The sequence below is a fragment of the Flaviflexus sp. genome (assembly GCF_041440645.1).
Classification (GTDB): domain Bacteria; phylum Actinomycetota; class Actinomycetes; order Actinomycetales; family Actinomycetaceae; genus Flaviflexus.
Genome location: NZ_JASDVN010000035.1, coordinates 1 through 20,530 on the forward strand (window position 1 = coordinate 1; position 20,530 = coordinate 20,530).

21 protein-coding genes and 1 pseudogene are annotated in these 20,530 nt (G+C 58.5%); 11 read left to right on the forward strand and 11 right to left on the reverse strand.

Features of this window, described 5'->3' with window-relative positions; genetic code table 11:
* A partial coding sequence (locus QMB98_RS05040; RefSeq protein WP_371684587.1) for a hypothetical protein occupies positions 1–257 on the forward strand: 257 nt, incomplete at its 5' end.
* Here the strand turns inward: QMB98_RS05040 and QMB98_RS05045 are convergent.
* Positions 254–877, reverse strand: coding sequence for a hypothetical protein (locus QMB98_RS05045; RefSeq protein ID WP_371684588.1), 624 nt, complete (start codon positions 875–877; stop codon positions 254–256). The two genes, QMB98_RS05040 and QMB98_RS05045, sit on opposite strands and share 4 nt — an antisense overlap.
* A gap of 211 nt (positions 878–1,088) precedes the next feature.
* Between QMB98_RS05045 and QMB98_RS05050 the strand changes: the two genes are divergently transcribed.
* Positions 1,089–1,268 (forward strand): hypothetical protein, encoded by a 180-nt coding sequence (locus QMB98_RS05050; RefSeq protein ID WP_371684589.1) that lies wholly within the window; start codon positions 1,089–1,091, stop codon positions 1,266–1,268.
* 13 nt (positions 1,269–1,281) lie between these two features.
* On the opposite strand, the gene QMB98_RS05055 is transcribed toward QMB98_RS05050, so the two are convergent.
* From QMB98_RS05055 to QMB98_RS05065, 3 genes are all read right to left on the reverse strand, one after another.
* Complete coding sequence (locus QMB98_RS05055) at positions 1,282–1,791, reverse strand: hypothetical protein (protein WP_371684590.1); 510 nt, start codon at positions 1,789–1,791, stop codon at positions 1,282–1,284.
* The gene (locus QMB98_RS05060; protein ID WP_371684591.1) at positions 1,775–2,512 is read right to left on the reverse strand and encodes a hypothetical protein; all 738 of its coding nucleotides are present in this window, start codon (positions 2,510–2,512) and stop codon (positions 1,775–1,777) included. Before QMB98_RS05060 ends, QMB98_RS05055 begins: the two co-directional genes overlap by 17 nt.
* Before the next feature lie 336 nt (positions 2,513–2,848).
* Entirely contained in the window at positions 2,849–3,307 is a 459-nt protein-coding gene (locus tag QMB98_RS05065) for a DUF4143 domain-containing protein (RefSeq protein WP_371684592.1), read from the reverse strand.
* 355 nt (positions 3,308–3,662) lie between these two features.
* On the opposite strand from QMB98_RS05065, the gene QMB98_RS05070 reads away from it, so the two are divergent.
* Positions 3,663–5,420, forward strand: coding sequence for a DUF262 domain-containing protein (locus QMB98_RS05070; RefSeq protein ID WP_371684593.1), 1,758 nt, complete (start codon positions 3,663–3,665; stop codon positions 5,418–5,420).
* Positions 5,421–5,660: 240 nt separating this feature from the next.
* Here the strand turns inward: QMB98_RS05070 and QMB98_RS05075 are convergent, their stop codons facing one another.
* The 3 genes from QMB98_RS05075 to QMB98_RS05085 all read right to left on the reverse strand — a co-directional run bounded on the left by QMB98_RS05075 (position 5,661) and on the right by QMB98_RS05085 (position 9,723).
* Positions 5,661–7,487 carry a DUF262 domain-containing protein gene (locus QMB98_RS05075; protein WP_371684594.1) on the reverse strand — a complete coding sequence of 609 codons (1,827 nt, stop codon included), beginning with the start codon at positions 7,485–7,487 and terminating at the stop codon, positions 5,661–5,663.
* A 101-nt stretch (positions 7,488–7,588) separates the two neighbouring features.
* Positions 7,589–8,686 (reverse strand): redox-regulated ATPase YchF, encoded by a 1,098-nt coding sequence (ychF, locus tag QMB98_RS05080; protein WP_371684595.1) that lies wholly within the window; start codon positions 8,684–8,686, stop codon positions 7,589–7,591.
* 167 nt (positions 8,687–8,853) lie between these two features.
* A complete protein-coding gene (locus tag QMB98_RS05085) occupies positions 8,854–9,723 on the reverse strand; it encodes a hypothetical protein (protein WP_371684596.1) in 870 nt (289 codons plus the stop codon).
* A 96-nt stretch (positions 9,724–9,819) separates the two neighbouring features.
* Between QMB98_RS05085 and QMB98_RS05090 the strand changes: the two genes are divergently transcribed.
* Positions 9,820–10,998, forward strand: coding sequence for a DNA recombination protein RmuC (locus QMB98_RS05090; protein WP_371684597.1), 1,179 nt, complete (start codon positions 9,820–9,822; stop codon positions 10,996–10,998).
* 79 nt (positions 10,999–11,077) lie between these two features.
* Here QMB98_RS05090 and QMB98_RS05095 read toward each other — a convergent pair whose 3' ends face one another.
* Complete coding sequence (locus tag QMB98_RS05095) at positions 11,078–12,121, reverse strand: 4-hydroxy-3-methylbut-2-enyl diphosphate reductase (protein WP_371684606.1); 1,044 nt, start codon at positions 12,119–12,121, stop codon at positions 11,078–11,080.
* A gap of 322 nt (positions 12,122–12,443) precedes the next feature.
* Between QMB98_RS05095 and xseA the strand changes: the two genes are divergently transcribed.
* Genes xseA through QMB98_RS05110 form a run of 3 tightly spaced genes read left to right on the forward strand, consistent with a single transcriptional unit; the run spans position 12,444 to position 14,888 of the window.
* The gene (xseA, locus tag QMB98_RS05100; protein ID WP_371684598.1) at positions 12,444–13,703 is read left to right on the forward strand and encodes an exodeoxyribonuclease VII large subunit; all 1,260 of its coding nucleotides are present in this window, start codon (positions 12,444–12,446) and stop codon (positions 13,701–13,703) included.
* On the forward strand, positions 13,690–13,938 hold the full coding sequence (locus QMB98_RS05105) for an exodeoxyribonuclease VII small subunit (RefSeq protein WP_371684599.1): 249 nt from the start codon (positions 13,690–13,692) through the stop codon (positions 13,936–13,938). The genes xseA and QMB98_RS05105 overlap by 14 nt, the downstream gene beginning before the upstream one ends.
* The gene (locus QMB98_RS05110) at positions 13,935–14,888 is read left to right on the forward strand and encodes a PfkB family carbohydrate kinase (protein WP_371684600.1); all 954 of its coding nucleotides are present in this window, start codon (positions 13,935–13,937) and stop codon (positions 14,886–14,888) included. The genes QMB98_RS05105 and QMB98_RS05110 overlap by 4 nt, the downstream gene beginning before the upstream one ends.
* A 196-nt stretch (positions 14,889–15,084) precedes the next feature.
* Here the strand turns inward: QMB98_RS05110 and QMB98_RS05115 are convergent, their stop codons facing one another.
* Entirely contained in the window at positions 15,085–15,846 is a 762-nt protein-coding gene (locus QMB98_RS05115) for an isoprenyl transferase (protein ID WP_371684601.1), read from the reverse strand.
* 65 nt (positions 15,847–15,911) lie between these two features.
* On the opposite strand from QMB98_RS05115, the gene QMB98_RS05120 reads away from it, so the two are divergent.
* Together QMB98_RS05120 and QMB98_RS05125 are read left to right on the forward strand one after the other, a co-directional pair.
* The gene (locus QMB98_RS05120; protein ID WP_371684602.1) at positions 15,912–16,640 is read left to right on the forward strand and encodes a hemolysin III family protein; all 729 of its coding nucleotides are present in this window, start codon (positions 15,912–15,914) and stop codon (positions 16,638–16,640) included.
* Positions 16,641–17,100: 460 nt separating this feature from the next.
* The gene (locus tag QMB98_RS05125; protein WP_371684603.1) at positions 17,101–18,339 is read left to right on the forward strand and encodes a PPK2 family polyphosphate kinase; all 1,239 of its coding nucleotides are present in this window, start codon (positions 17,101–17,103) and stop codon (positions 18,337–18,339) included.
* Positions 18,340–18,471: 132 nt separating this feature from the next.
* Here QMB98_RS05125 and QMB98_RS05130 read toward each other — a convergent pair whose 3' ends face one another.
* Both QMB98_RS05130 and mca read right to left on the reverse strand, forming a co-directional pair.
* Positions 18,472–18,813, reverse strand: a complete 342-nt coding sequence (locus QMB98_RS05130) for a hypothetical protein (protein WP_371684604.1) — start codon at positions 18,811–18,813, stop codon at positions 18,472–18,474.
* Positions 18,813–19,673: a mycothiol conjugate amidase Mca gene (mca, locus tag QMB98_RS05135; protein ID WP_371684605.1), complete on the reverse strand. Its 861-nt coding sequence runs from the start codon at positions 19,671–19,673 to the stop codon at positions 18,813–18,815. Before mca ends, QMB98_RS05130 begins: the two co-directional genes overlap by 1 nt.
* 96 nt (positions 19,674–19,769) lie before the next feature.
* Here mca and QMB98_RS05140 point away from each other — a divergent pair, with 96 nt between their 5' ends.
* Together QMB98_RS05140 and QMB98_RS05145 are read left to right on the forward strand one after the other, a co-directional pair.
* A complete protein-coding gene (locus tag QMB98_RS05140) occupies positions 19,770–20,162 on the forward strand; it encodes a DUF4307 domain-containing protein (RefSeq protein ID WP_371684607.1) in 393 nt (130 codons plus the stop codon).
* A 91-nt stretch (positions 20,163–20,253) separates the two neighbouring features.
* Positions 20,254–20,530 (forward strand): annotated as a pseudogene (locus tag QMB98_RS05145) (transcription elongation factor GreA); the annotation flags it as partial.

The following is a 20,530-nucleotide window of genomic DNA, read 5'->3' on the forward strand; positions in this document are numbered from 1 at the left end:
CAAGTGAGGTTTCATCCAACATGGCAAGTGGCTTCGTGGAAAACGGCGTTGCCTCGACTCCTGGAGAGATTCTTCGTCACGCCGGCGAACGTCACACTGACAAGGTTGATGAAGCAAGAAACGCGCTCGACTTCTCTCGAACCACCATACAGGGTGCGGACGTCCTCTCGACTCCCGATTGCCTGCACCACGCGTTTATACCTGAGTCGGAAACACCGCGGTCGAGATCAGATGGACCATCTAGAAGACAGAACTAATTCTCTTTCGTCGTCGAGTCGAGGCTTAAATCGACTTCAAGATCAACCCTAATAGCCTCAACAAATTCTGCTGCAAGGCTCTGATACCGCTCCAGCGCTTCCTGAAAACGTGAGGCAACGAAACGACCATCCCCGAAAGAACTTTCCATATAGTCGAAAACCGTCGCCGAAATGCCCTTCAGTTGTGACTGAACTCTTTTGCTGCCTACCGCACCGAGTCGATAGACCTCCAAATCTAGTTCTTTGCTGGCATTATGAAGTTCTTCTATTGCGGCGGCGGCTGCACGGTCACTTGCGTCGGCTTCCTTCTTACGCGCTCTGGACGCAAGAATCCCTGGCTGTCTACGCCCGGAGAGTGACGCGGCCATGTCTAGTAGAGCTCTCTCCATGCGATAAACGATCTCGATGGCACTGAAATACTCCTCGCGCCTCAGTTCCAGAAGTGAGGTCTTCCTTGACGACTTAAGGCTTGTCTTCGTAGTCCACCAAGTCGTGAATGCGCCCACGGATGCACCGATGAGAGTTCCCAACAGCGCGAGAATCGCCGTTGAGTATACTCCAAAGAAACTACCAGAGATGCTACTGTCGGCAGTAGCCGCTAGCAGTGTGGAGTGGATCATTTGCCCCCAAATCTTGGCTTATTGCAAACCAACAAGTGATATCTATGCTCCTTAAGCCATCAGGTGCTGTATATACCGAACCAACACCAAGGTTTTCCAGGGTCAAGACTACTCCGTCACTACAGACTGAACCGGAACTCCACCACGTTGCGTGTGTTGTGAGTATCTGTCGAGCAGGCGTGAGTACCTCTGGGCAAGGCTGAGGAAGATCATGACTGCGCTGGCCCAAGACAGACCGTCCAAGAAGGTCCTCTACGTGGTGAAGAGCGTGGCAGTCGCTCGTAAGGTTCGTCAGGGTGCAAAGGACGCTGGGATCGGCTCAAAAGTTGAGTTCGTCAAGCTTCGCGACCGCAACAAGCAGCCCTTCACAGGGAAGATGTGGAGGCTCTGACGGGTTTCATCACTTAGGCTTCTTCGTCGTCCTTGCCGGAGAACTGTTCAATACCGAAGCGACCGCCCACATACACAACACCAAGCGCGATGGCTCCAGCCACTGCGCCGATGGCGTACTTCGTCACGTCTTTGAGGAACTGCTTGTTTTCGGAGTCCTTCGCTGACTCCAGTCGCGCAGTCTCCATGATGAGGTCAAGGATCTCTTTCTTCTGCTCCCACGTGAGTTCAGAGTCATCGAGTTGCCCCTTGAGGCTCGCACGCACGTCAGCCAACGCTTGATGGACATGTGCTTGGCTCTCACTGTTGCTTGCAAGAGCGTTCTCTTGCATCTTCTCCATCACGCCGACAGCATCCAGCGCGAACGCTTTGAACTCCGGGAACTGCTCAATGATCTTGAGTGCAACTTCCCTGTCCATGTCGGGCATCATCGCCGCGAACTTCATCACGTTCTCTTTTGAAAGGTTCCTGAAGGAGTCGATCCCCAACGCCTTCTTTACATCTAGGTCAGTCTTGTACTTCAACTTGCCCCTCTTCGTCGTCCGTCGTAGCTGCTTCGATCTCTTCTGGGTGACGCTGAACGATGGAGTCAACGAGTGTGGTCTCTACGATGTCACTCCTCACGAGAGCTACGATCCCCGCCTGCTGGATGTAGGTGCGTAGTCTTTTGGCTTCACCAGCTAGTTTCTCAATCTCTTTGCGAACGTGGTGGAGCGAGCCGTCAGGTGCATCCCGTGCTTCGCGCCAGTCTCTCGGGCGAACCTCGAACTCGACGGGCTCCAGCGCACCATAGGGACCGTCCGCAGTCACACGGAGGCGATAGATGGTCGCGTCATCCTTGTCTTCGAGAAGGTCAAAGCTGCGACCGAGAGACCATCGGATCACTCGGCGCGGGGCCAGAGACAGGATGCCGTCGCGCAGCCGTTCCTGAGCCACCTCCGTGGCACCTGAGTACGCAGGATGCTCAGAGATCGCTGGATCTATGACCACCTCGACGTTGCGAGCCATCGTTGGTCCGATGTTGCCGACCACCAACTGAAGCATCGTGCCTTGCTGATTGTCCGGTTGGATGTCCGCCCACACGTATGGCTGTGCCGCCTGAATCATCAGATCCCGCTGGATCTTGGTCTGCTCTTTCGACTGTTCGACAGCCCTGTTCGCGGGCCTGAGCGCAACGAAAGCCGCCACGGCTGCGGCGACAGCGCCAACGGCCGCGATGATTGCCGCAACCGCGTTCGGGTCCATCGCTTCCGGCCTCTCAGTGTCCAGTAATCTTCCAACAACTACCTCGTCGAGTAGGCTCTTGCTGGACGTTCAAACATATTATGCCAACAGACTGAACCGGAACTCCACCACGTTCCGCGTGTTGTGGAGATCAGTGATTTAGGTGAGAAAGGGTGAGCGAGCTGCGACCTCTGTCACCGTGGCACCCAGCGTTCCCGACCACCGACCTCGTGATCGTGGAAGCCAGCACTCAACAATGCGGCCCGGTATCAACCTCACGAGTGCTCAGACGCCTACCGTTTGGCCGGAACGTATGGGGCACGGTTGACTGAGCCGCCGATCTATTACGGCTTGTGCTCATGGACCGAGCAGCGCCAATGGGATCACTGCGACACCATCGCGGCGGCGATAGGCGGTAGTTCCGGTGGCGACAACGACCAGGTCTGCGACGCGATCAGGAATCTGCTCACGCAACCGTAGAAGGTACCGAACATTGGTATCGGAGACCGAGTGCGCCAGCTTCACCTCGATAGCGAGCACCTGTCCATCCCCCTGGACGATCAGGTCAATCTCATGCTCCCCCGCGTTGTTCCGCAGATGGAACACCTTGCTTTCCCACGACTGCGCGGCTACCTGAACACCCAACGTCACCAAAGACTCAAACAGCGGCCCGACCATGCGCACGCCTGCGAGGTCTAGCAGCGCGTCTGCGGAAAGATTGAATACCCTGGCCGCCAACGCCGGGTCAGCGAGCTGACGCTTCGGCGCCTGCAGCAGGCGCCGAAGCTTATTGCTAGCCGAGATCCAGCCAGGCACGGGTCGAGCAACCAAAGCCGAGTGAGGCGATCACGATAGAGCATTGTGGTGGTCTTCGCCGGCTGGCGTCCACCTCCTCCGGTGGTGGCGTACAGCAGCCTAGAGTAGGCCGTCGTCGTCGAGGACGCCGCAGCGTAGGCCGTCAACCAGCGACGGAGCGTCTCGGGCCGACGCACCTGAAAGCCAAGATCGAGCAAATCACGATCTATCACACGCTGAAGACAGGCATTACTTCCATCGAAGGATGTTGGAGGCGAGGGCTCCACAAAACCACAAGATACGCGCCGGCCAAGTATAATCTGAAAAGCACAATGCCGACGGTGGACAGTGGCAATCTCAGGGTGGAGGGCATCACATGCAAATTGACGCACATAAGAGAACCCTTGGAGAAGTCTTGCAACTCGGTCAGCATATGATTCCACGGTATCAGCGTCGCTACGCGTGGATTGATCAGAACATCCGGGACTTTTGGAACGACATCACGAATGCCGAAACGACCCACTTCTTGGGGAGTATGGTGACCTCAGGCGCAACTTCAGAACCGCGAGAGGTGATTGATGGGCAACAAAGATTGACAACAACTTTGATCTCGCTGTGCGTTCTTCGTGACCACTACCAGGATCGAGACCAGAATCAGCGCGTCACCGGTATCAACGCGTATCTCGAATTCAATGATAGAAACGGCATTCAGCGTAGCCGACTTCAGAACCGCGATACGGCTGCCGCTGCCCGACTGAATGACAATGTCATTGTGGAGCCCGCTCGGCGAAAAAACAGCCCTGCCTACGACGAAGAATCAAACGAGTCTCAGGCTTACTCTGTTTTCTCACAACTCACCAGTCAAGCGTTGAAGAACTCGGAAAACGAAATCGAGTCGCTTGACCTGATTCGCGATGCAATTCTCGAGACAGAGGTCGTCTACATTAGCGTCGAGGATCGCAAGACTGCAATCACGATCTTCGAAACACTAAATGATCGCGGCCGGAGCTTGACCGTCATGGATCTTGTCAAGAATCATCTTTTCGCTGCAATCGTCGAAAGTGATGAGAATAGCTCGGAACGTCTTTGGGTTGACACATTGGAACTCGTTGAGCAGGTAACATTTGAGCACCTCTCACCTGACGGTTTCCTGTACTACGCCTGGAACTCCAAGGATCACAAGGGTCACAACCGTGCGGATACGATTGAAACCGCTCGCCTGCGTCGATCTATAGCTGACCTGGTCACGACGTCAGCAAATCCCGCTCATACGGCTCAACAGGTCATTGAGGACTTCAATCGGGACGCAAGAATACTAGTTGCGCTGGATCACGTCTTGTCCCATAACGGAGACCCTAAGTGTTGGGACCAGTTCGATCCGAATTGGCGACGCGACAAGTACGAAGAGATCAGCGATCGTATCTACGGCATCCTTGTCACCGGATCCAACCAGCCAATTCCACTTCTCCTCGCCCTCCTAAACATATTCCTCTCCGATAGGAATATCCTCAACCGGAAGTTGCTCCTTCGGTTCCTAGTCGCGGTCGAACGGTTTCAGTTCAGATGGACAATCGCACAGAAAGCTTCAACCTCGAGTATCCGCAGGATGTACCGGTTCGCCTCTTCTTCAGTGTCCGGCGCGGTCACACGTGCAGACATTGAATCCGCACTAAACGCATTCATCGAGAATGCCGCAAAGATAGATGCGTGCGATGCCCAGTTCCGTGACGGAATTGGGCGGCTTGCATACTCTCAAACACGAGGAAAGGATGCTTTCAAGATACGACATATCCTTACACAATTAGAGAAGATGCTCCCCGAAACGAAGCTTGATCTTGGTCGTCAGATGTCGATCGAACACCTGCAGGGCCTAGAAGGACGATCTGAGCAGACGCCGCGCAATGCGTGGATCTTCAAGATTGGAAACCTGGTGCTTGTTCCGACTGAGGTAAACTCTCGGTTGCCGAGAGCGTTCGATGACAAATGCGATACACTCAAGGATTGGGTGAATCCGTCGGATAGGTGCCTATCCGACGCGATCGCTGCCGGCAGCTGGAGAAGTGACGACGCGGGAGACCGCCTCACTTCGATCGTGGGATCCGCCTTGATTCGATGGCCGCGCGTACGACCATAGCTCGCTGGCTGCCGAAAGGCACATAGAACCCGCATTGATACCCAAGGGAATCGATTCGGGTTCTAGCTTACGTTTTAAGACAGAGACCTTGTTGTGGAAGTGGCCACCACCTATGTAAGTAGTTATACATTAAACCTGAACTCGACGACGTTCAGGACAGGACTAACGTGAGGCTCAGATGTGAAGCACCCCGCCCCACCATTCAAGCTCCTCCAGGCCGTGACGACGCGTCAGCGCCGCTCAAAGACGAACTTCAGCCTCCATGGCTTCATCAAGCGCGGGCAAACTGCCCTCCTTCGCGTTCACTTCCTCGTCCCGCCGCACCCCGAGGAGCTCACGCAGGCGAGCCCGCAACAAATCACGTCGCGCTTGGTAGAACGCGTCGAAGTCCGCCAGCGTGGCCGGGAGGGTTGGCGGAAGAAGGTTCCTCCTGATGTAGGCGGTCCGCGAAGATTCGTCGGGCATGGCCTCCGCCACCCACTCTGCCGGAAACTTCGCGGACTTGGAGATGTTCTCGAGCCCCTCGAGCAGTTCGAGGTTCGGCAGGCGATCCTTCCGATCCACGATCAAGGCTCGCTCATCTGGACCAACACCGGCGTCGCGAAGTACGCCGGGCTTCAGCTGGGCGGTCGGATACACATGGTCCACGTGGTGCTGGTTACGCGTGTTCACGTGATCGAACATCAGAGCCAGCAGCGGGAAAGTCCTCGGGTCCCCATATCGGAGGTCGAGAAGTCCGTCAACGACCTCGTCATTGCCGCGGAGAGACTTGCCGCGACTGGCCATCACGCGCTCAAGATCCGCGACGGGAAACCCGCGAGCAGCGGACTGCTCGATCACATCTCGTATAGCACGCAACAGGACATCGAGGCCCGAACCCCAGACGCCGGGGATGATGAGAGACCTCAGGACCCAGTTCTTGATGGCCGCCCGCTCATCTGCCATGCGTGGGTCCTCGCGGTAGGTCTGGGTGGCGCGTCGGTGATGGAGGTAGAGAGCGACGGGAATCAGCACGCTGTTGGCCGACAGGGTAGCCCCAGACAGACCGAAGTCGCTGAACAGGCCAACGGCGACGCGAAGCGACGCAGCGATCTCGTCCCACTGGTCCGCCAGCTTCGCCATGTTCTCGGTGGTGAAGTTCTTGACCTTGAAGCCAATATCGGGGATCCCCGATAGGACCAGTCCAGACTTCAGAATCAGGTCTTTGGAAAACGAAAATCCTGCGCCGACCGCGTTCAGTTCGTCCACGAGGCCGTGGACCTCTTGGCGGGCGTCGCGATCCTTCCACTGGGCCGTGGCGATGCTGAGCAGCAGATCGCTGTACGCGAGAACGGTGCCGCCAGAGTTGACTCGGACGAAGATGTCCAACACGCGCTCGATGTCTTGGTCAGTCTCTTGGAAGAACTGAATGGAGTTATGCGAATGAACCCTCTCCCAAAGCAGTTGCGCCAGGTCAGCTGGCGATTCTTCATTCGCGAGGCCACGCCTGCCAAGTTCTCTCCACAGTTCTCTCATCGTGGATGACTCGTAGACGGTGGGGACCGAAAGCCAGTAGGCGCGCTCGCCCTCCTCCATCGAATCAATATGGCCAGCCTCGAGCCACCGGAAGTCATACTCCAGCCCAGCAGCATTCTCTGGAGCCTTCCCAGCAAGATTGAGATATAGCGTGCGCTCAGGGAAGTTCTCGCGGAAGCGTGAGTGGGTGTACTTCCGCTTCCACGCGAATGACCCACGCAGACCGATGTTCAGGGACGTCAGGCGCTGCTGCCCGTCGAGCACAGCAATCACGTCGCGAGACGGCGGCAAGTTGAGTTGCGGATTGTGCCGACTGTCGAACTCGCTGTACCTGCGCAGGAAGCCGTAGAACTTGAACTGCTTGGCGGTCTCGGGGCTCACCTTCCAACTCAAGAAGCTGCCGATCGGATAGCCGCGCATGACTGAGTCAAACAGGCGGACGACCTGCTCCGGGCGCCAGACGAACTCTCGCTGAATTGCAGGGAGTACCAGATCACCGCCCACTACTTCTCGTAGGGTCGCGGCGATCGTGGTCTCAGGCAAGTACGGCATGAGTTCCTCCAATGCAGTTCAGCGATTGGCTGAGTCTACCACTAGGGGTTCCCGCCTCACGCCGCGCATCGAGGCCCGACGACGGTCTCGGCCGAGGGGGTCTAGCTCTTCCCTGGCGTGACCGGAGCGAACTTGAACTCCACAACGTCACCGTCGGCCATGATATAGTCCTTGCCCTCCATGCGGACCTTGCCTGCGGCCTTGGCCTGCTGCATGCCGCCGAGTTCGACAAGGTCGTCGTAAGAGACAATCTCTGCCTTAATGAAGCCGCGTTCGAAATCAGTATGGATGACGCCCGCTGCCTGAGGCGCGGTCCAGCCCTTCTTAATGGTCCAGGCACGCGTCTCCTTCTCACCCGCGGTGAGGTAGGTCTGGAGTCCAAGGGTCTCGAAGCCAACTCGCGCAAGTTTGTCGAGGCCTGCTTCTTCCTGGCCGGTTGCCTCCAGCATCTCCTGAGCTTCCTCTTCGGAGAGCTCGACGAGTTCCGACTCGAACTTGGCGTCAAGGAAGATAGCTTCGGCGGGTGCAACAAGCTCACGGAGCTCCTGCTGCATCGCCTCATCCGCCAACCCTTCATCATCCGTGTTGAACACGTAGATGAACGGCTTCGCAGTCATGAGCTGGAAGGTTTTAATGATCTCGGGGTCGAACTGGTCCTTGACCGAGTTGATTGTCTTGCCGTCCTCCAGAACCTTGAGAGCGGCCTGAGCTGTATCGAGGTATTCCTTCGGGGTCTTCTTCCCCTTTACCTCTTTGTCGAGCCTCGGGATCTGCTTCTCCAGGGTCTGCATATCGGCCAGCAGGAGCTCGGTCGTAATGGTCTCAATGTCGGAGGCGGGATCTACCCTGCCATCAACGTGCGTGACATCCGGATCGGAAAAGGCACGGGTGACCTGACAAATGGCGTCGGCCTCACGGATGTTCGCGAGGAACTGGTTACCAAGGCCCTCACCTTCGGAGGCGCCGCGAACGATGCCGGCGATGTCGACGAAGGAAACCGTGGCGGGCACGATCTTTCGCGCATTGAACATCTCGGACAGGACCTTGAGTCGCTCATCCGGAAGCGGGACCACTCCAACGTTGGGTTCAATTGTTGCGAACGGGTAGTTCGCCGCAAGTACGGTTGCGCGAGTAAGCGCGTTGAACAGGGTCGACTTGCCGACGTTAGGGAGTCCGGCGATTCCAATTGTTAGTGCCACAGCAGACCATTCTAGTTGATTTAAGAGGCGAAGTTGGTGGCGGGATGATCACACGCCATGATTCCGAATACGTTCAGTCAAAGAACAGGTCGGTTGCCCGAGGCCACGCCGTTCAAGCCGAGGCTAAGCAGCGGACCGGGCAACTACTGTCCCGATAGGTCAGGTACCTACTGTCCCTGATAGGAATGAACGTCTGGCGGGGTCTGATTCCCGTAGGCGGATGGGTAGTTTCCTTGTACTTGCTGAGGCGGCGGTGCCATCCGGGTTGCCTCGTGAAAGGGGATGACTCGCTTTGTTCCGGTGACTGCCGCCTTGAGCCTGCCGATGAGCCAGAGAACATAGCCAGCCACGAGGAAGCCGACGAGAAGACCTCCGATCACCATGGCGAAGTTGTCCTTGTTCGGGTCAAGGAACGGATACATGGGGCCGCCACCTCCCTCGCGTACGGCATCCCACCAGTACACACCAAGGTAAGGAAGGATGAGCCCGACCCACAGGAATGGCACCGCGGGATGGAGCTTCTCCTGGTTCTTGCCGACTAAAATCCAGTCGAGTGCGACAAGGATGGGAACGAGCAGGTGCGCAAACAGACCCCGAACGTCCGGGTAGGTACCGTCAAGGAGGAGCGCGAAGATGATGCCGGTCATGGTCGACATGAGCACGCCCAGTCCCCTGAACCAGCCGTAGCTGCCTTCGGTCTTCCGGCGCAGGGAACCCGGGAGTATCACGCGGAGGACTCCCAGTCCGTATGCGAGGGAAACGATTACGACCGAGAAGGTGGTGAAGAAGATAGCCTGATCGAAGGCTCCCTCCCAGGTACCGGTTCTGTTGTAGGCGTTCTGGATCATCGCGAACGCAGACCACCCCGCCATACCGGCAATGATCAATCGAAAGACCAGGGTGAGTCCGAAACCTACGGCACTCATCGGTGGGTGAATGGAATCGACCTCGGAGACCGGTACGCCCTCGATCTTACGAAGCTTGCCGTCCCGATACTCGCCTGCGCCATATGCGTAGCCATCATTTACATAAGACATGTGTGTCCTCCCCAAGAGGCAACCCTACCCACCCCACTTGGCTGGCGGCGGGTTTTGATTGAAGAAGTGTCTACCCCTTTTGGCACAGTGGAGGGTATGGAGCTCTCCCCCACGCTATTCGTCGTGACGATGATCGTCATCCTCGCCATCGGCATTCTCGTCGGCTACGTCATTGGCGCCGCCAAAGCCAAGTCCGAATCCGCACATGATCTTATTGAACTGGCGGAGATGAGGGCACGATCCGACCGGCTCGAGGAGGAGAACAACGGACTCATCGAACGTGCGAGCCGTGACCAAAACCTGCTCCAAGCACTATCCCCGATCTCCACCAAGCTGGCTGACATGACAACCCGTGTGGCACAAATGGAGAAGTCGCAGGTGTCGGCGACTGCCAGGCTGGGCGAGCAGCTCTCCTCCACGAACGAGGCTTCGAAGGAACTCTTGGGGGTCACGACTTCCCTGCGGAGCGCTCTCACATCCACGAGCTCACGTGGCGTGTGGGGCGAGGCCGAACTCGAACGAATCGTGACCGCGGCCGGTATGCTCCCCCACGTCCACTTCAACACCCAGACCTCGGTCCAGCAGGGTAACTCGCGCCAGCGCCCAGACATGCTCATCTACCTCCCGGGCGATGGCACGGTCGCGGTCGATTCGAAGGTGCCCCTGAGCGCCTACCTCAGGGCCGCCGAACTCGTGGACGACCCAAGCATGAACGGTGAGCGGAAGAGGCTTCTTGACGAGCACGCGAAAGCAGTCCGGGCACACGTGCTTGAACTCGCGAAGCGGGATTACCCGAGCCAGTTCCCTGGCTCCCCCAAGATCACCGTCATGTTCCTCCCAACAGAATCCCTCCTGTCGGAGGCAGTGCAGAGCAACCCTGGTCTGCTCGATGAGGCGGCACGCCTCGGCATCGCACTCACATCCCCGTCGTCGCTGCTGGCACTCTTGCGGGCCGTCTCCGCCACTTGGTCGTCCTCCAGGGTCACGGAAGAGGCCGGTGAGGTCCTGGCCCTGGGAAAGGATCTTGTGCAGAGGCTTGGGGATCTCAGCAAGCACCTGACGAACGTTGGAACCCACCTGTCGCGCACGGTCAAGGCATACAACCAGTCCATTGGAACCCTCGAGTCCCGCCTACTCGTCACGGCCAGGAATTTCGAGTCTCTGCCCGACGGCAAGCTCGAGGTCCCTCAGCTCAGCAGCGAGGCCGGTCAGGTGCGTGAGATCTCCCGCGGCGAGTTGCTCGGGGACAGCACAGATAAATGCGCCGACAACTGAGTAGTGGCGTCAGCACCAGAGAACAGAAAGTCGATGCCTCCCCATGGTCGGGGAGGCATCCTCACTACTTCTTCACTTCCTAGGAGCTGCGCCGAGCGGGCCGCGGACGCTTCGGCGCCTTGTCCGGCTCGAACCCTGCCGACTTCAGATCGGCGCGCAGATTCTTCGGGAGCGTGAACTGGACGTTCTCGGTCGCGGTCGTGACCGTCTCGACTTCGGTGTAGCCGTGATCCGCGAGGAACTCGAGGACTTCACGGACAAGGATCTCGGGAACGGAGGCGCCGGAGCTCAGGCCGACGGTTGTTGCGTTCTCAAGCCAAACAAGATCAATCTGCTCCGCCTTATCGACTCGATATGCGGCGCCTGCACCGGCCTCGAGAGCGACCTCGACGAGGCGGACGGAGTTTGAGGAGTTGGCTGAGCCGACAATTATGACAACATCGGCCCTGGGGCCAATCTGCTTGATGGCGACCTGGCGGTTCTGGGTTGCGTAGCAAATGTCGTCCGACGGCGGGTCCTGAAGATTGGGGAATCGCTCACGAAGCTTCCTCACTGTCACCATGGTTTCGTCAACTGACAGGGTTGTCTGGGAGAGCCAGATGACCTTGTCGGGGTCCCGCACCTCAATGTTGTCAACGTCTTCTGGACCATTGACGACCTGGATGTGCTCGGGAGCCTCCCCCTGAGTACCTTCCACTTCCTCGTGACCATCGTGGCCAATCAGGAGGATGTCGTAGTCCGTGTTGGCGAACCGGACCGCTTCCTTGTGCACCTTCGTCACCAACGGGCATGTGGCGTCGATCGTCGCCAAGTTGCGTTGCGCGGCCTCCGCGTGGACAGCCGGAGATACTCCGTGTGCGGAGAACACGACTCGGGCCCCCTCGGGCACTTCATCCGTTTCGGAAACAAAGATGGCACCGCGCCCCGTCAGCGTTTCGACAACGAACTTGTTGTGCACGATTTCCTTGCGCACATAGATCGGAGCCCCGTAGAGCTCGAGTGCCTTCTCGACCGCGTCGACTGCTCTGTCAACGCCCGCGCAGTACCCACGCGGGGCTGCGAGAAGGACCTTCTTGCCGTCGGCACTCGGGGATGATGGAACGTCGCCGGGGAATGCCGAGATCCCGGCGAGCGACGTTGGATTCGAAGTGCTCACCCTCCCAAGGGTACGCGAGAGGGCTGACCAGAACCACGACCAAGCTCGAACACTGCTGTCGACAGCTCACCAACGGATGGACGACAGTGGTGCGAGACCCTTCCACAGCCTGACAGGCAGGCAAGCTCGGAACCTGACAAACAACCTATTGTCACGACAAAACTGAACCCGCTCTGGTGCCTCTTTCGGCGGTCTTGCATTCTTTGTACGAATTGTCGCCCCAGGGACACAATTGTGGTGTGGGACCTTATTTGGATTTTTCGACTTTTCACGTGGGAAACTACTAAATGTGAGCTCGCAGGTCGTCATCCCACCCGATCTACCACAGCTGGCAGCACAGACCTCGGCTGACCGGCCGTGGCCCCTTGCTCTGCTCTCGAACAAGATCTCCGAATACGTCAACCGTATGTCACCCCTCTGGGTCGAAGGCGAAGTCCTTCAATACACACCCAGAGCCTCATCCCGCGTCCAGTTCTTTACCCTGCGTGACTTAAGCGAGCAGGTGTCGGTCAACTGCAAGGCCTGGACGAACGTTGTTCCGGACGAGTTCTCAGAGGGATCCCGAGTGATCCTTCGGGTCAAGCCCGACTACTGGGTCGGCAACGGCTCGCTCTCCCTCCAGGTTGCCGAGGTCCGGTTCGCCGGTGTTGGCGACCTTCTCGCTCGCCTTGAGGCACTTCGCAAGAAGCTGGCTGAGGAGGGATTGTTCCGACAGGAACTCAAGAAAACCCTGCCCTTCCTCCCCCGCAAGATCGGCCTGATCTGTGGTTCGAATGCGAAGGCGAAGGACGACGTCATCGTCAATGCTCAGGCACGATGGCCGGAAGTCGACTTCGTCATCCGCGAAGTCAAGGTCCAGGGCTCGGCCAGCCCCGCACAGGTCACAGCCGCTCTCGCTGAGCTAGATGCCATGACCGAGGTGGATGTCATTGTGATTGCCCGCGGCGGTGGTTCGGTCGAGGACCTCATGCCGTTCTCGGATGAGGGGCTGGTGCGCGCAGTGGTCGCCGCCCACACCCCCGTCGTGACAGCGATCGGCCACGAGGGAGATCGCCCCATCATTGATGATGCTGCCGACTATCGCGCCTCCACTCCGACCGATGCGGCGAAGCGAATCGTTCCCGAGGTGGCCGAGGAGAAGCGCGTCCTTTCCGAGGGTCTGCGCCGCGGCAGGCTCGCCATCGATCGCAGGCTTTCCCTGGCGCAGTCCGAGCTCGAAACGATGATGACGCGACCGGTCCTTGCGAACCCACAGTCTTTCGTTGAGTTCCGCGAAGAGGACCTCGGCCGTCACCGCGAGCGCCTCACGGAGCTCATGGAGCGGCGCATCGACACGGATTCTTCGACTCTCGATGCGGTGCGCAGGCACTTGCGTTCTCTTTCACCTCAGTCCGTGCTTGATCGCGGATATTCTGTGCTTCGGACCAAGGATGGCGTGGTCCGGGATTCGTCAACTCTGGAAGTAGGTGACCGGGTCGAGGCACTGCTTGCTTCGGGCAGGCTCGGTCTGGATGTTATGGCCATTAGGAGCGGTGATGACAGCGAATAACAACCCTCATGCGGACATTGCTGAACTCAGTTATGAGGAAGCTCGAGCACAGCTCGTGGAGATCGTAACCAAACTCGAGCAGGGCACCGACTCCCTCGAGGAGTCCATTACCGCATGGGAGCGTGGCGAGGCCCTGGCACGCAGGTGCCAGCAGTGGCTCGACGGTGCCCGGGTACGGCTCCAGGCCGCTCAGACCGGACGGAGCGCAAGCGTTGCTGAGGATGATGAGGAATGACTTGCTTCGTTGTTGGTGAGTCGCTCATCGATGTTTTCGAGGAGAATGGCGAACTCATTGAGCTTCCGGGCGGATCCACGTTCAACGTGGCTCGTGGTCTTGCCCTGCTGGGCCGCAAGGTTCATCTCGCAACCGATGTTGGCACCGGCCCGCGCGCTGAGGTCCTGAAGAAGACCCTGACCAAATCCGGAGTGAAGCTGTGGCCTGGGTCGGAGACCAGCAATCCCACGTCGTCAGCCCGCGCAACTGTCGGTCCCGACGGGATCGGTAGCTACGCTTTTGATCTGCACTTCACATTTCCGGAACCCCCTAAGAGCGGCACCGAGGAGGCGGCTGAGCTTGTCAAGATCTCACCGACGATCCTGCACACCGGCTCCCTCGCGGTTCACCTCGCCCCGGATACGATGCGGAGCTGGATCCATGCGCTCTCTGATGTCTCCACCATCTCGTACGACCCGAACTTTCGCGCGGGCCTTGGACCTCACGACGAGATCCTGGAACGCACGGAGAAGTTCATTGGGCTGTCCGATGTCGTCAAGGCATCGCGCGATGACTTGCGTGCCCTCTACCCGGATCTGTCCGAGCAGGCCATGATATCGAAGTGGCTCGCGATGGGTCCGCAGCTTGTCGCCATCACCGGCGGCAAGGACGGTGCGATCGTCGCGACGGAGAACATCATCGTCCGGTCCCAGACCCCGCCTGTGAACGCCGTCGATCAGATTGGTGCAGGCGACGCCTTCATGTCTGGACTCATCGATGCTCTTGGTCGGACAAGCATGCTCGGTGTGGGCTCTCGTGAATCCCGCCGTCGCCTGTCCGAACGCCAGCTCAAGTCGATCGCGGGATACGCGAACGCCGGCGCTGCGATCACCGTTTCTCGACGGGGCGCCGTTCCTCCCACGCGCGATGAGCTACTCGACTTCGTGTCCTCGTACTCGGTCGTCGTCTAACCGGGGCAACTGGAACGGGGTCCACAGATTTGGACAAGGGACTTCGAGACAACTGCAGAAATAACAATCCGGCCGTGATTTCCACGGTCGGATTCCTTTGTCCCTCGCGTCGCTGTCACTTGCACCGGCTCAATTCCTTGACGGTGCCACGTCTACGGATTCACGGGCTCGGCGGCACAAGACTCGATGCGGTTTCCTAGCGCCCGTGCCTGCGGTCGCGGGCCTCGTATGCTCGTAGGGCGCGCAGAAAGTCGGTCCTGCGGAAGTCCGGCCAGTAGGCCTCGCAGAAGTAGTACTCGGAGTGGACGGTCTGCCAGGGCATGAATCCCGAGAGGCGCTGCTCGCCCGAGGTACGAATCACGAGGTCGGGGTCGGGTTGTCCGCGGGTGTAGAGATGCGATTCGATCTCGGTGTCGGACACGGCTACCGCAATTTCCTCCGGGTTCAGTCCTTCAGACGCCTTCGTCAGGATGAATTCGCGGACGGCTTCCGTAATTTCGCTGCGGCCGCCGTAACCAACAGCCACGTTGACCATCGCGCCATCGCTGTCCTTCGTGGATTCAACAGCCTCGGTGATCCTGCGCTGATGGTCCTCGTTCAGGAGCTTGAGGTCACCCACGTGGTGGAGGCGCCAGTGCCCCATGTAGGCGAGCCTCTCAACCGTTGTCACGATGATTTCCGACAGCTCGTCGATCTCCTTCTGGTCGCGCGACAGGTTGTCTGTTGAGAGCAGCCAGAGGGTGATGAGTTCGATTCCTGCTTCGTCGCACCAGGTCAGGAATTCACCGATCTTGTCGGCGCCCTTGCGGTGACCATCGGCCGCGGTCGCACCCATGGTCTTTGCCCAGCGCCGATTACCGTCGAGGATGACTCCAACGTGTCGTGGCAGGCGCGAACGATCGAGGGATCGAGAAAGCGAGTTCTCGTATACCTGATACACAACATCTCTTATTGACACGTGAGAGTGCTCCCTTCGGAAACTACTCATAGGTTACCTGTAGGTTGAGGGGATAGTCTTAACTTATGACGTCGGTTGATCAAATCCCTCAGCGTAATCCTGAATCGGAAGCGAATTCTCAGAAGGATCGCCCCTCAACATACAAAGAGAAGCGAATCGCGTCGGGTAAGCCCCTCGCTCGCGGGCTTCTTCACCTCATTGCCACCCCGCTAGCCATTGCCTACTGCATCGTTCTCATCGTCCTGTCGGACACGACCGAGCAGGTCGTCGGCGCCGTCGTCTTCCTCTTTGCCTCGACCGTTCTGTTCGGATTCTCGGCCCTCTATCATCTCGGTAACTGGTCTCCGAAGGTCCTCGCGATCATGCGGAAGATCGACCACGCCAACATATTCATCCTCATTGCGGGCACCTACACTCCGATTTCGCTCATGCTTCTCGAAGGCTCGTCCCTCGTCACGTGTCTGAGTGTCGTGTGGGGCGGCGCCATCATCGGCTCCATCATGCATGTCTCGTGGATCGACTTCCCGCGCTGGCTCTACGTTCTTCTCTACGTGGCCGTTGGTTGGGTTGCGGTCTGGTACCTGCCGGAAATCTGGCAGGCGGGCTCCCCCGCGGTCGTCATCCTCATCATCGCGGGCGGCGTCATTTACACGATCGGAGCGCTCTTCTACGCAACAAAGCGCCCCAACCCATGGCCGAGATACTTTGGCTTCCACGAGTTCTTCCACCTGTGCACGGTGCTGGCATATGCGTGCCACGCGGTCGCCATCGGACTCGCCTACGCCGGAGTGTAGAACCCACCTCCAAGTAGAATCATTTCGATAAGACTCATTCCGTTGAGATTCAGGTGTGTCCCGTTGCTTCGGCAGCGGGACACACTCGTCTAGAGAGCGATTCGACCACTCGCATGGAGATCCGTGCGATTCGTCGAGATCATTCGTAAAGAACATTCGTAGAGAACATTCGTAGAGAACATCTGTAGACATCAGCGGAGCACATTGGAGTCAGCCCGGAATTATCTGAAGCAACTCAGACCGCTTCCTCAAGAAAAGGCTGACAGACATGTCTTTTCGTTCCGAAATCGGTTCCGCACGTATCGAGCCGGGTGCCTCGATGTTCATTTCGTGCCCAAAACTGTCGTGAGAAACCTGAGGAATGACTGGAGCTCAGTCACCTAACAGTTCGTTTTCGGATGGGCTGATGCGGTTCTCGTCAGTTACACTCAAACAATCCCTGTTCACATAGGAGGACGATATGCCGAAAAAGCTCTGGGAAACGTCCCCGCACCTAGCCCTGCGTGCGGGCTCCGATTTTGCCCTCGAGGGCCTCGACCGTTCGAGCACTCCTGGTTTCAGTGGAGACAGGGCCGATGGTCAGGAGCGAATGAAGGAGCGCGGCGAGCTCCTCGACGATTTGCAGGAGCGCCTGTTTGCGGACGGCAAGCACGGCGGCACCCGTTCTGTCCTCCTTGTCATCCAGGGTCTCGACACCGCAGGCAAGGGCGGCATCGTCCGGCACGTCATGGGCATGGTCGACCCGCAGGGCATCTCCCTCGCATCATTTGGTGTGCCCACCAAGGAGGAGCTGGCACACCACTACCTGTGGCGGATCAAGAAGAAGCTACCCCAGCCCGGCAAGATTGGCGTGTTTGATCGCTCCCACTACGAGGACGTTCTTGTGGCCCGCGTCGACAAGCTCGTCGAGGAGAACGTGTGGCGCAAGCGTTACGCCGAGATCAACCGGTTCGAGAAGAGAATCGTCGACTCCGGTACCACCATCATCAAGGTGGCTCTCATGTGCTCCAAGGAGGAGCAGGCCGGCCGCATCCTCGAGCGCATCGAACGCCCCGACAAGCGGTGGAAGCACAACCCCGGCGACCTCGACACTCGCGACAAGTGGGATGCCTATCAGGAGGCCTACCAGGACGTCTTCCGTCTCACCTCCACCGACTACGCTCCCTGGTACGTGATCCCCGCGGACAAGAAGTGGTACGCCCGCGTCGCCATCACCGAGCTCCTCACCCAGGCTCTCATCGACATTGATCCCCAGTGGCCAAAGCCGAGGTGGCAGGTCGCTGTCCAACGCCGCCGCCTCCTCGCAACTGTCGATCCGGCACTCGTTGACGATCTCGAGAATGCCGTTGCTGAGCAGCTCCTCGAAGCAAAGGAGGAGCACGGCGACTTCCTCGCGACGAAGGAAGCTGTCGCTCAGCTCGCCGAGGTCGATAACGGTGATCGCGCCCCCACGATCGAAGACGTTGCTGAAGAAAATGGCACGCAGGACAGTGCCGCTGACGACGTAGCCGTCACAGCCAAGTCCGCGAAGTCCAAGTCCGGCAACGGAGCAAAGGTCAAGAAGGCCGGTTCCGGATCGAAGAAAAAGGATAAGAAGAAGAAGAAGAAGAAGGACAAGAAAAAGAAGCTGAAGAAGAAGGGCAAGAAGTCGCCACTCTTCAGCCCACTCGTTCGCGGTCTTCTCTATCGACTCTGCTGACCAAACCTCAAAGGGGTGTGTTCGAACGGATATGCGTTCGAACACACCCCTTAGTCAGGTGAAGATTCCTCGGCTATCAGGATGGTGCTGGCCGTCAGGAAGGTCGGCCACCTGGCCTAGCCGAAGATTGGCCTATTTGGGAGACTGCTCCGTTGTGGCCGTCTCAGGCGTCACATCGTCTGCTTCTGCACCATCAGCACCCACTGCCTCGCCCTCAGGTGCGTCAGCGCCCGCCTCTTGCGAGGCTGCGTCCTGTGCCGCGGCTTCTTCCTTGGCGTTTGCCTCTTCAGCGGCTTCGACCTTGGCGTTGTGATTGATCTTTCGCAGGGACCTGTTCATGGCCCACATGAGCAGAGCTACTGCGAGGGCGATGAAGAAGAATCCGAGAAGGAATCCCTCAACTCCGGGGGTTGCCTCCCAGGGTTCTGTTGGAATGTCTGTCTCGTTGGTGTCCATCAAGCTGAACGGAAACACTAGTCCTCAATCCTTGCAAACAGGTCGGTCTCGATTTCGTCGGACTCCCCCACTGTCGAGTATGCGAGTTCGAATTCTTCCCAGGGCCACACGCGGGCCTCGATGTCACGCGGCACCGCCATGAAGAACCCGTCCGGGTCGATCTGGGTGGCGTGCGCGAGGAGTGCCTGGTCGCGTTGCGGGAAGAACTCGTGAGCATCGATCCGCGTCGTTGCGACCCTTTTGGGTGACCTGCCGCGGTTATTCAACCAGTCCAGGAACGGCGACTCCAGGCCCGCCTTCTCCATCTCCTCGTGGATCGCGAGGATCCGCTCGGGAGAGAAGGAAACATCGTAGTAGACCTTGGAAACCTCCCAGGGTTCCCCTGCGCCCGGGAACTGCTCGGGGTCCGCTGCGGCCTTCACCGCCGCCATGGACACCTCGTGAACACGGATGTGATCCGGGTGGGGGTAGCCACCAAGCTCGTTGTAGGTGGTGACAACCTGGGGCTTGAACTCTCGGATCTGCGCCACGAGCTTGCCGACCGGTTCCTCAAGCGGAACAACCGAGAAGCAGCCATCGGGTAGCGGCGGAAGCGGGTCCCCCTCGGGAAGACCGGAGTCGATGAAGCCAAGCCAGTGGTGCTCGATGCCGAGGGCCTCCGCAGCCTTCGCCATCTCCACTTTCCGCACCTCGTGCATGTTCTCTTCGATATCGGTGCGTCCGGCGAGACGGGGGTTGAGAATGGAGCCTCGTTCGCCACCGGTACACGTCACCACACGGACACGGCCCAGGGTGGCGTAGTACGCCATCGTGGCTGCGCCCTTCGACGATTCGTCATCGGGGTGTGCGTGGATCGCCATAAGTCGTGGTTGCGACACTTATTCTCTTCCCTCCAGCAATTATGTTCTTTGCCGATAATACTGAGACAATCAAGTTCTAGACTAATCTCTTTCCGAAAGGCGTAAGCCGTGAGTATGGCACATATCCCACCCGAGTTGCATGATCGGTACGGATTAACCCGTCAGCCCGCCAAGATCATTGGTCGGCTTCTGGTGGTTCTTGCCGTGATTGTGGCTTCCGTCGCCATCGCCCTCCAGTTCATCGGACGCGGCCCCGAGGTCAAACTGCAGAACCTAGGTCACGTGGTCAATTCGGAATCCGAGGTCACCATCAAGTACCAGGTGCACACCGATCCCGGTGTCGAACTCGAATGCTCCGCGACCGCCGTCAACGACGATTTCGCCGAGGTCGGGGCTAGGACATGGTCGTGGACGACGGACGAGTCGACCGAGACCCGGGAACTCGTGCTCCAAACGTCAGAAAAGGCCGCTTCCGGTTCAATTGAGTACTGCGTACCTACTTCCTAGATGAGTTGCAGAACACCTGCTAACATAGTCCTTTGAACCTGCCGCACACATGCGGCATTTTTCTTACTCTTTATCAACCAAGGAGACCAACATGGCCGAATCGCAGACCACGTGGCTGTCGCAGGAAAGCTTCGACCGCCTCTCTGCGGAGCTTCGCGACCTCGAGACACGCGGTCGCGAAGAAGTCGCAGAGCGTATCGAAGCAGCACGTTCCGAGGGTGACCTCAAGGAGAACGGCGGCTACCACGCTGCTCGTGAAGAGCAGTCGAAGATGGAGGGGCGCATCCAGGAGCTCACGCACCTCCTTCGCACCGCCGAAGTCGGTGAGGGTTCTGTCGACACCTCAAGGGTTGGCCCCGGTGTCGTGG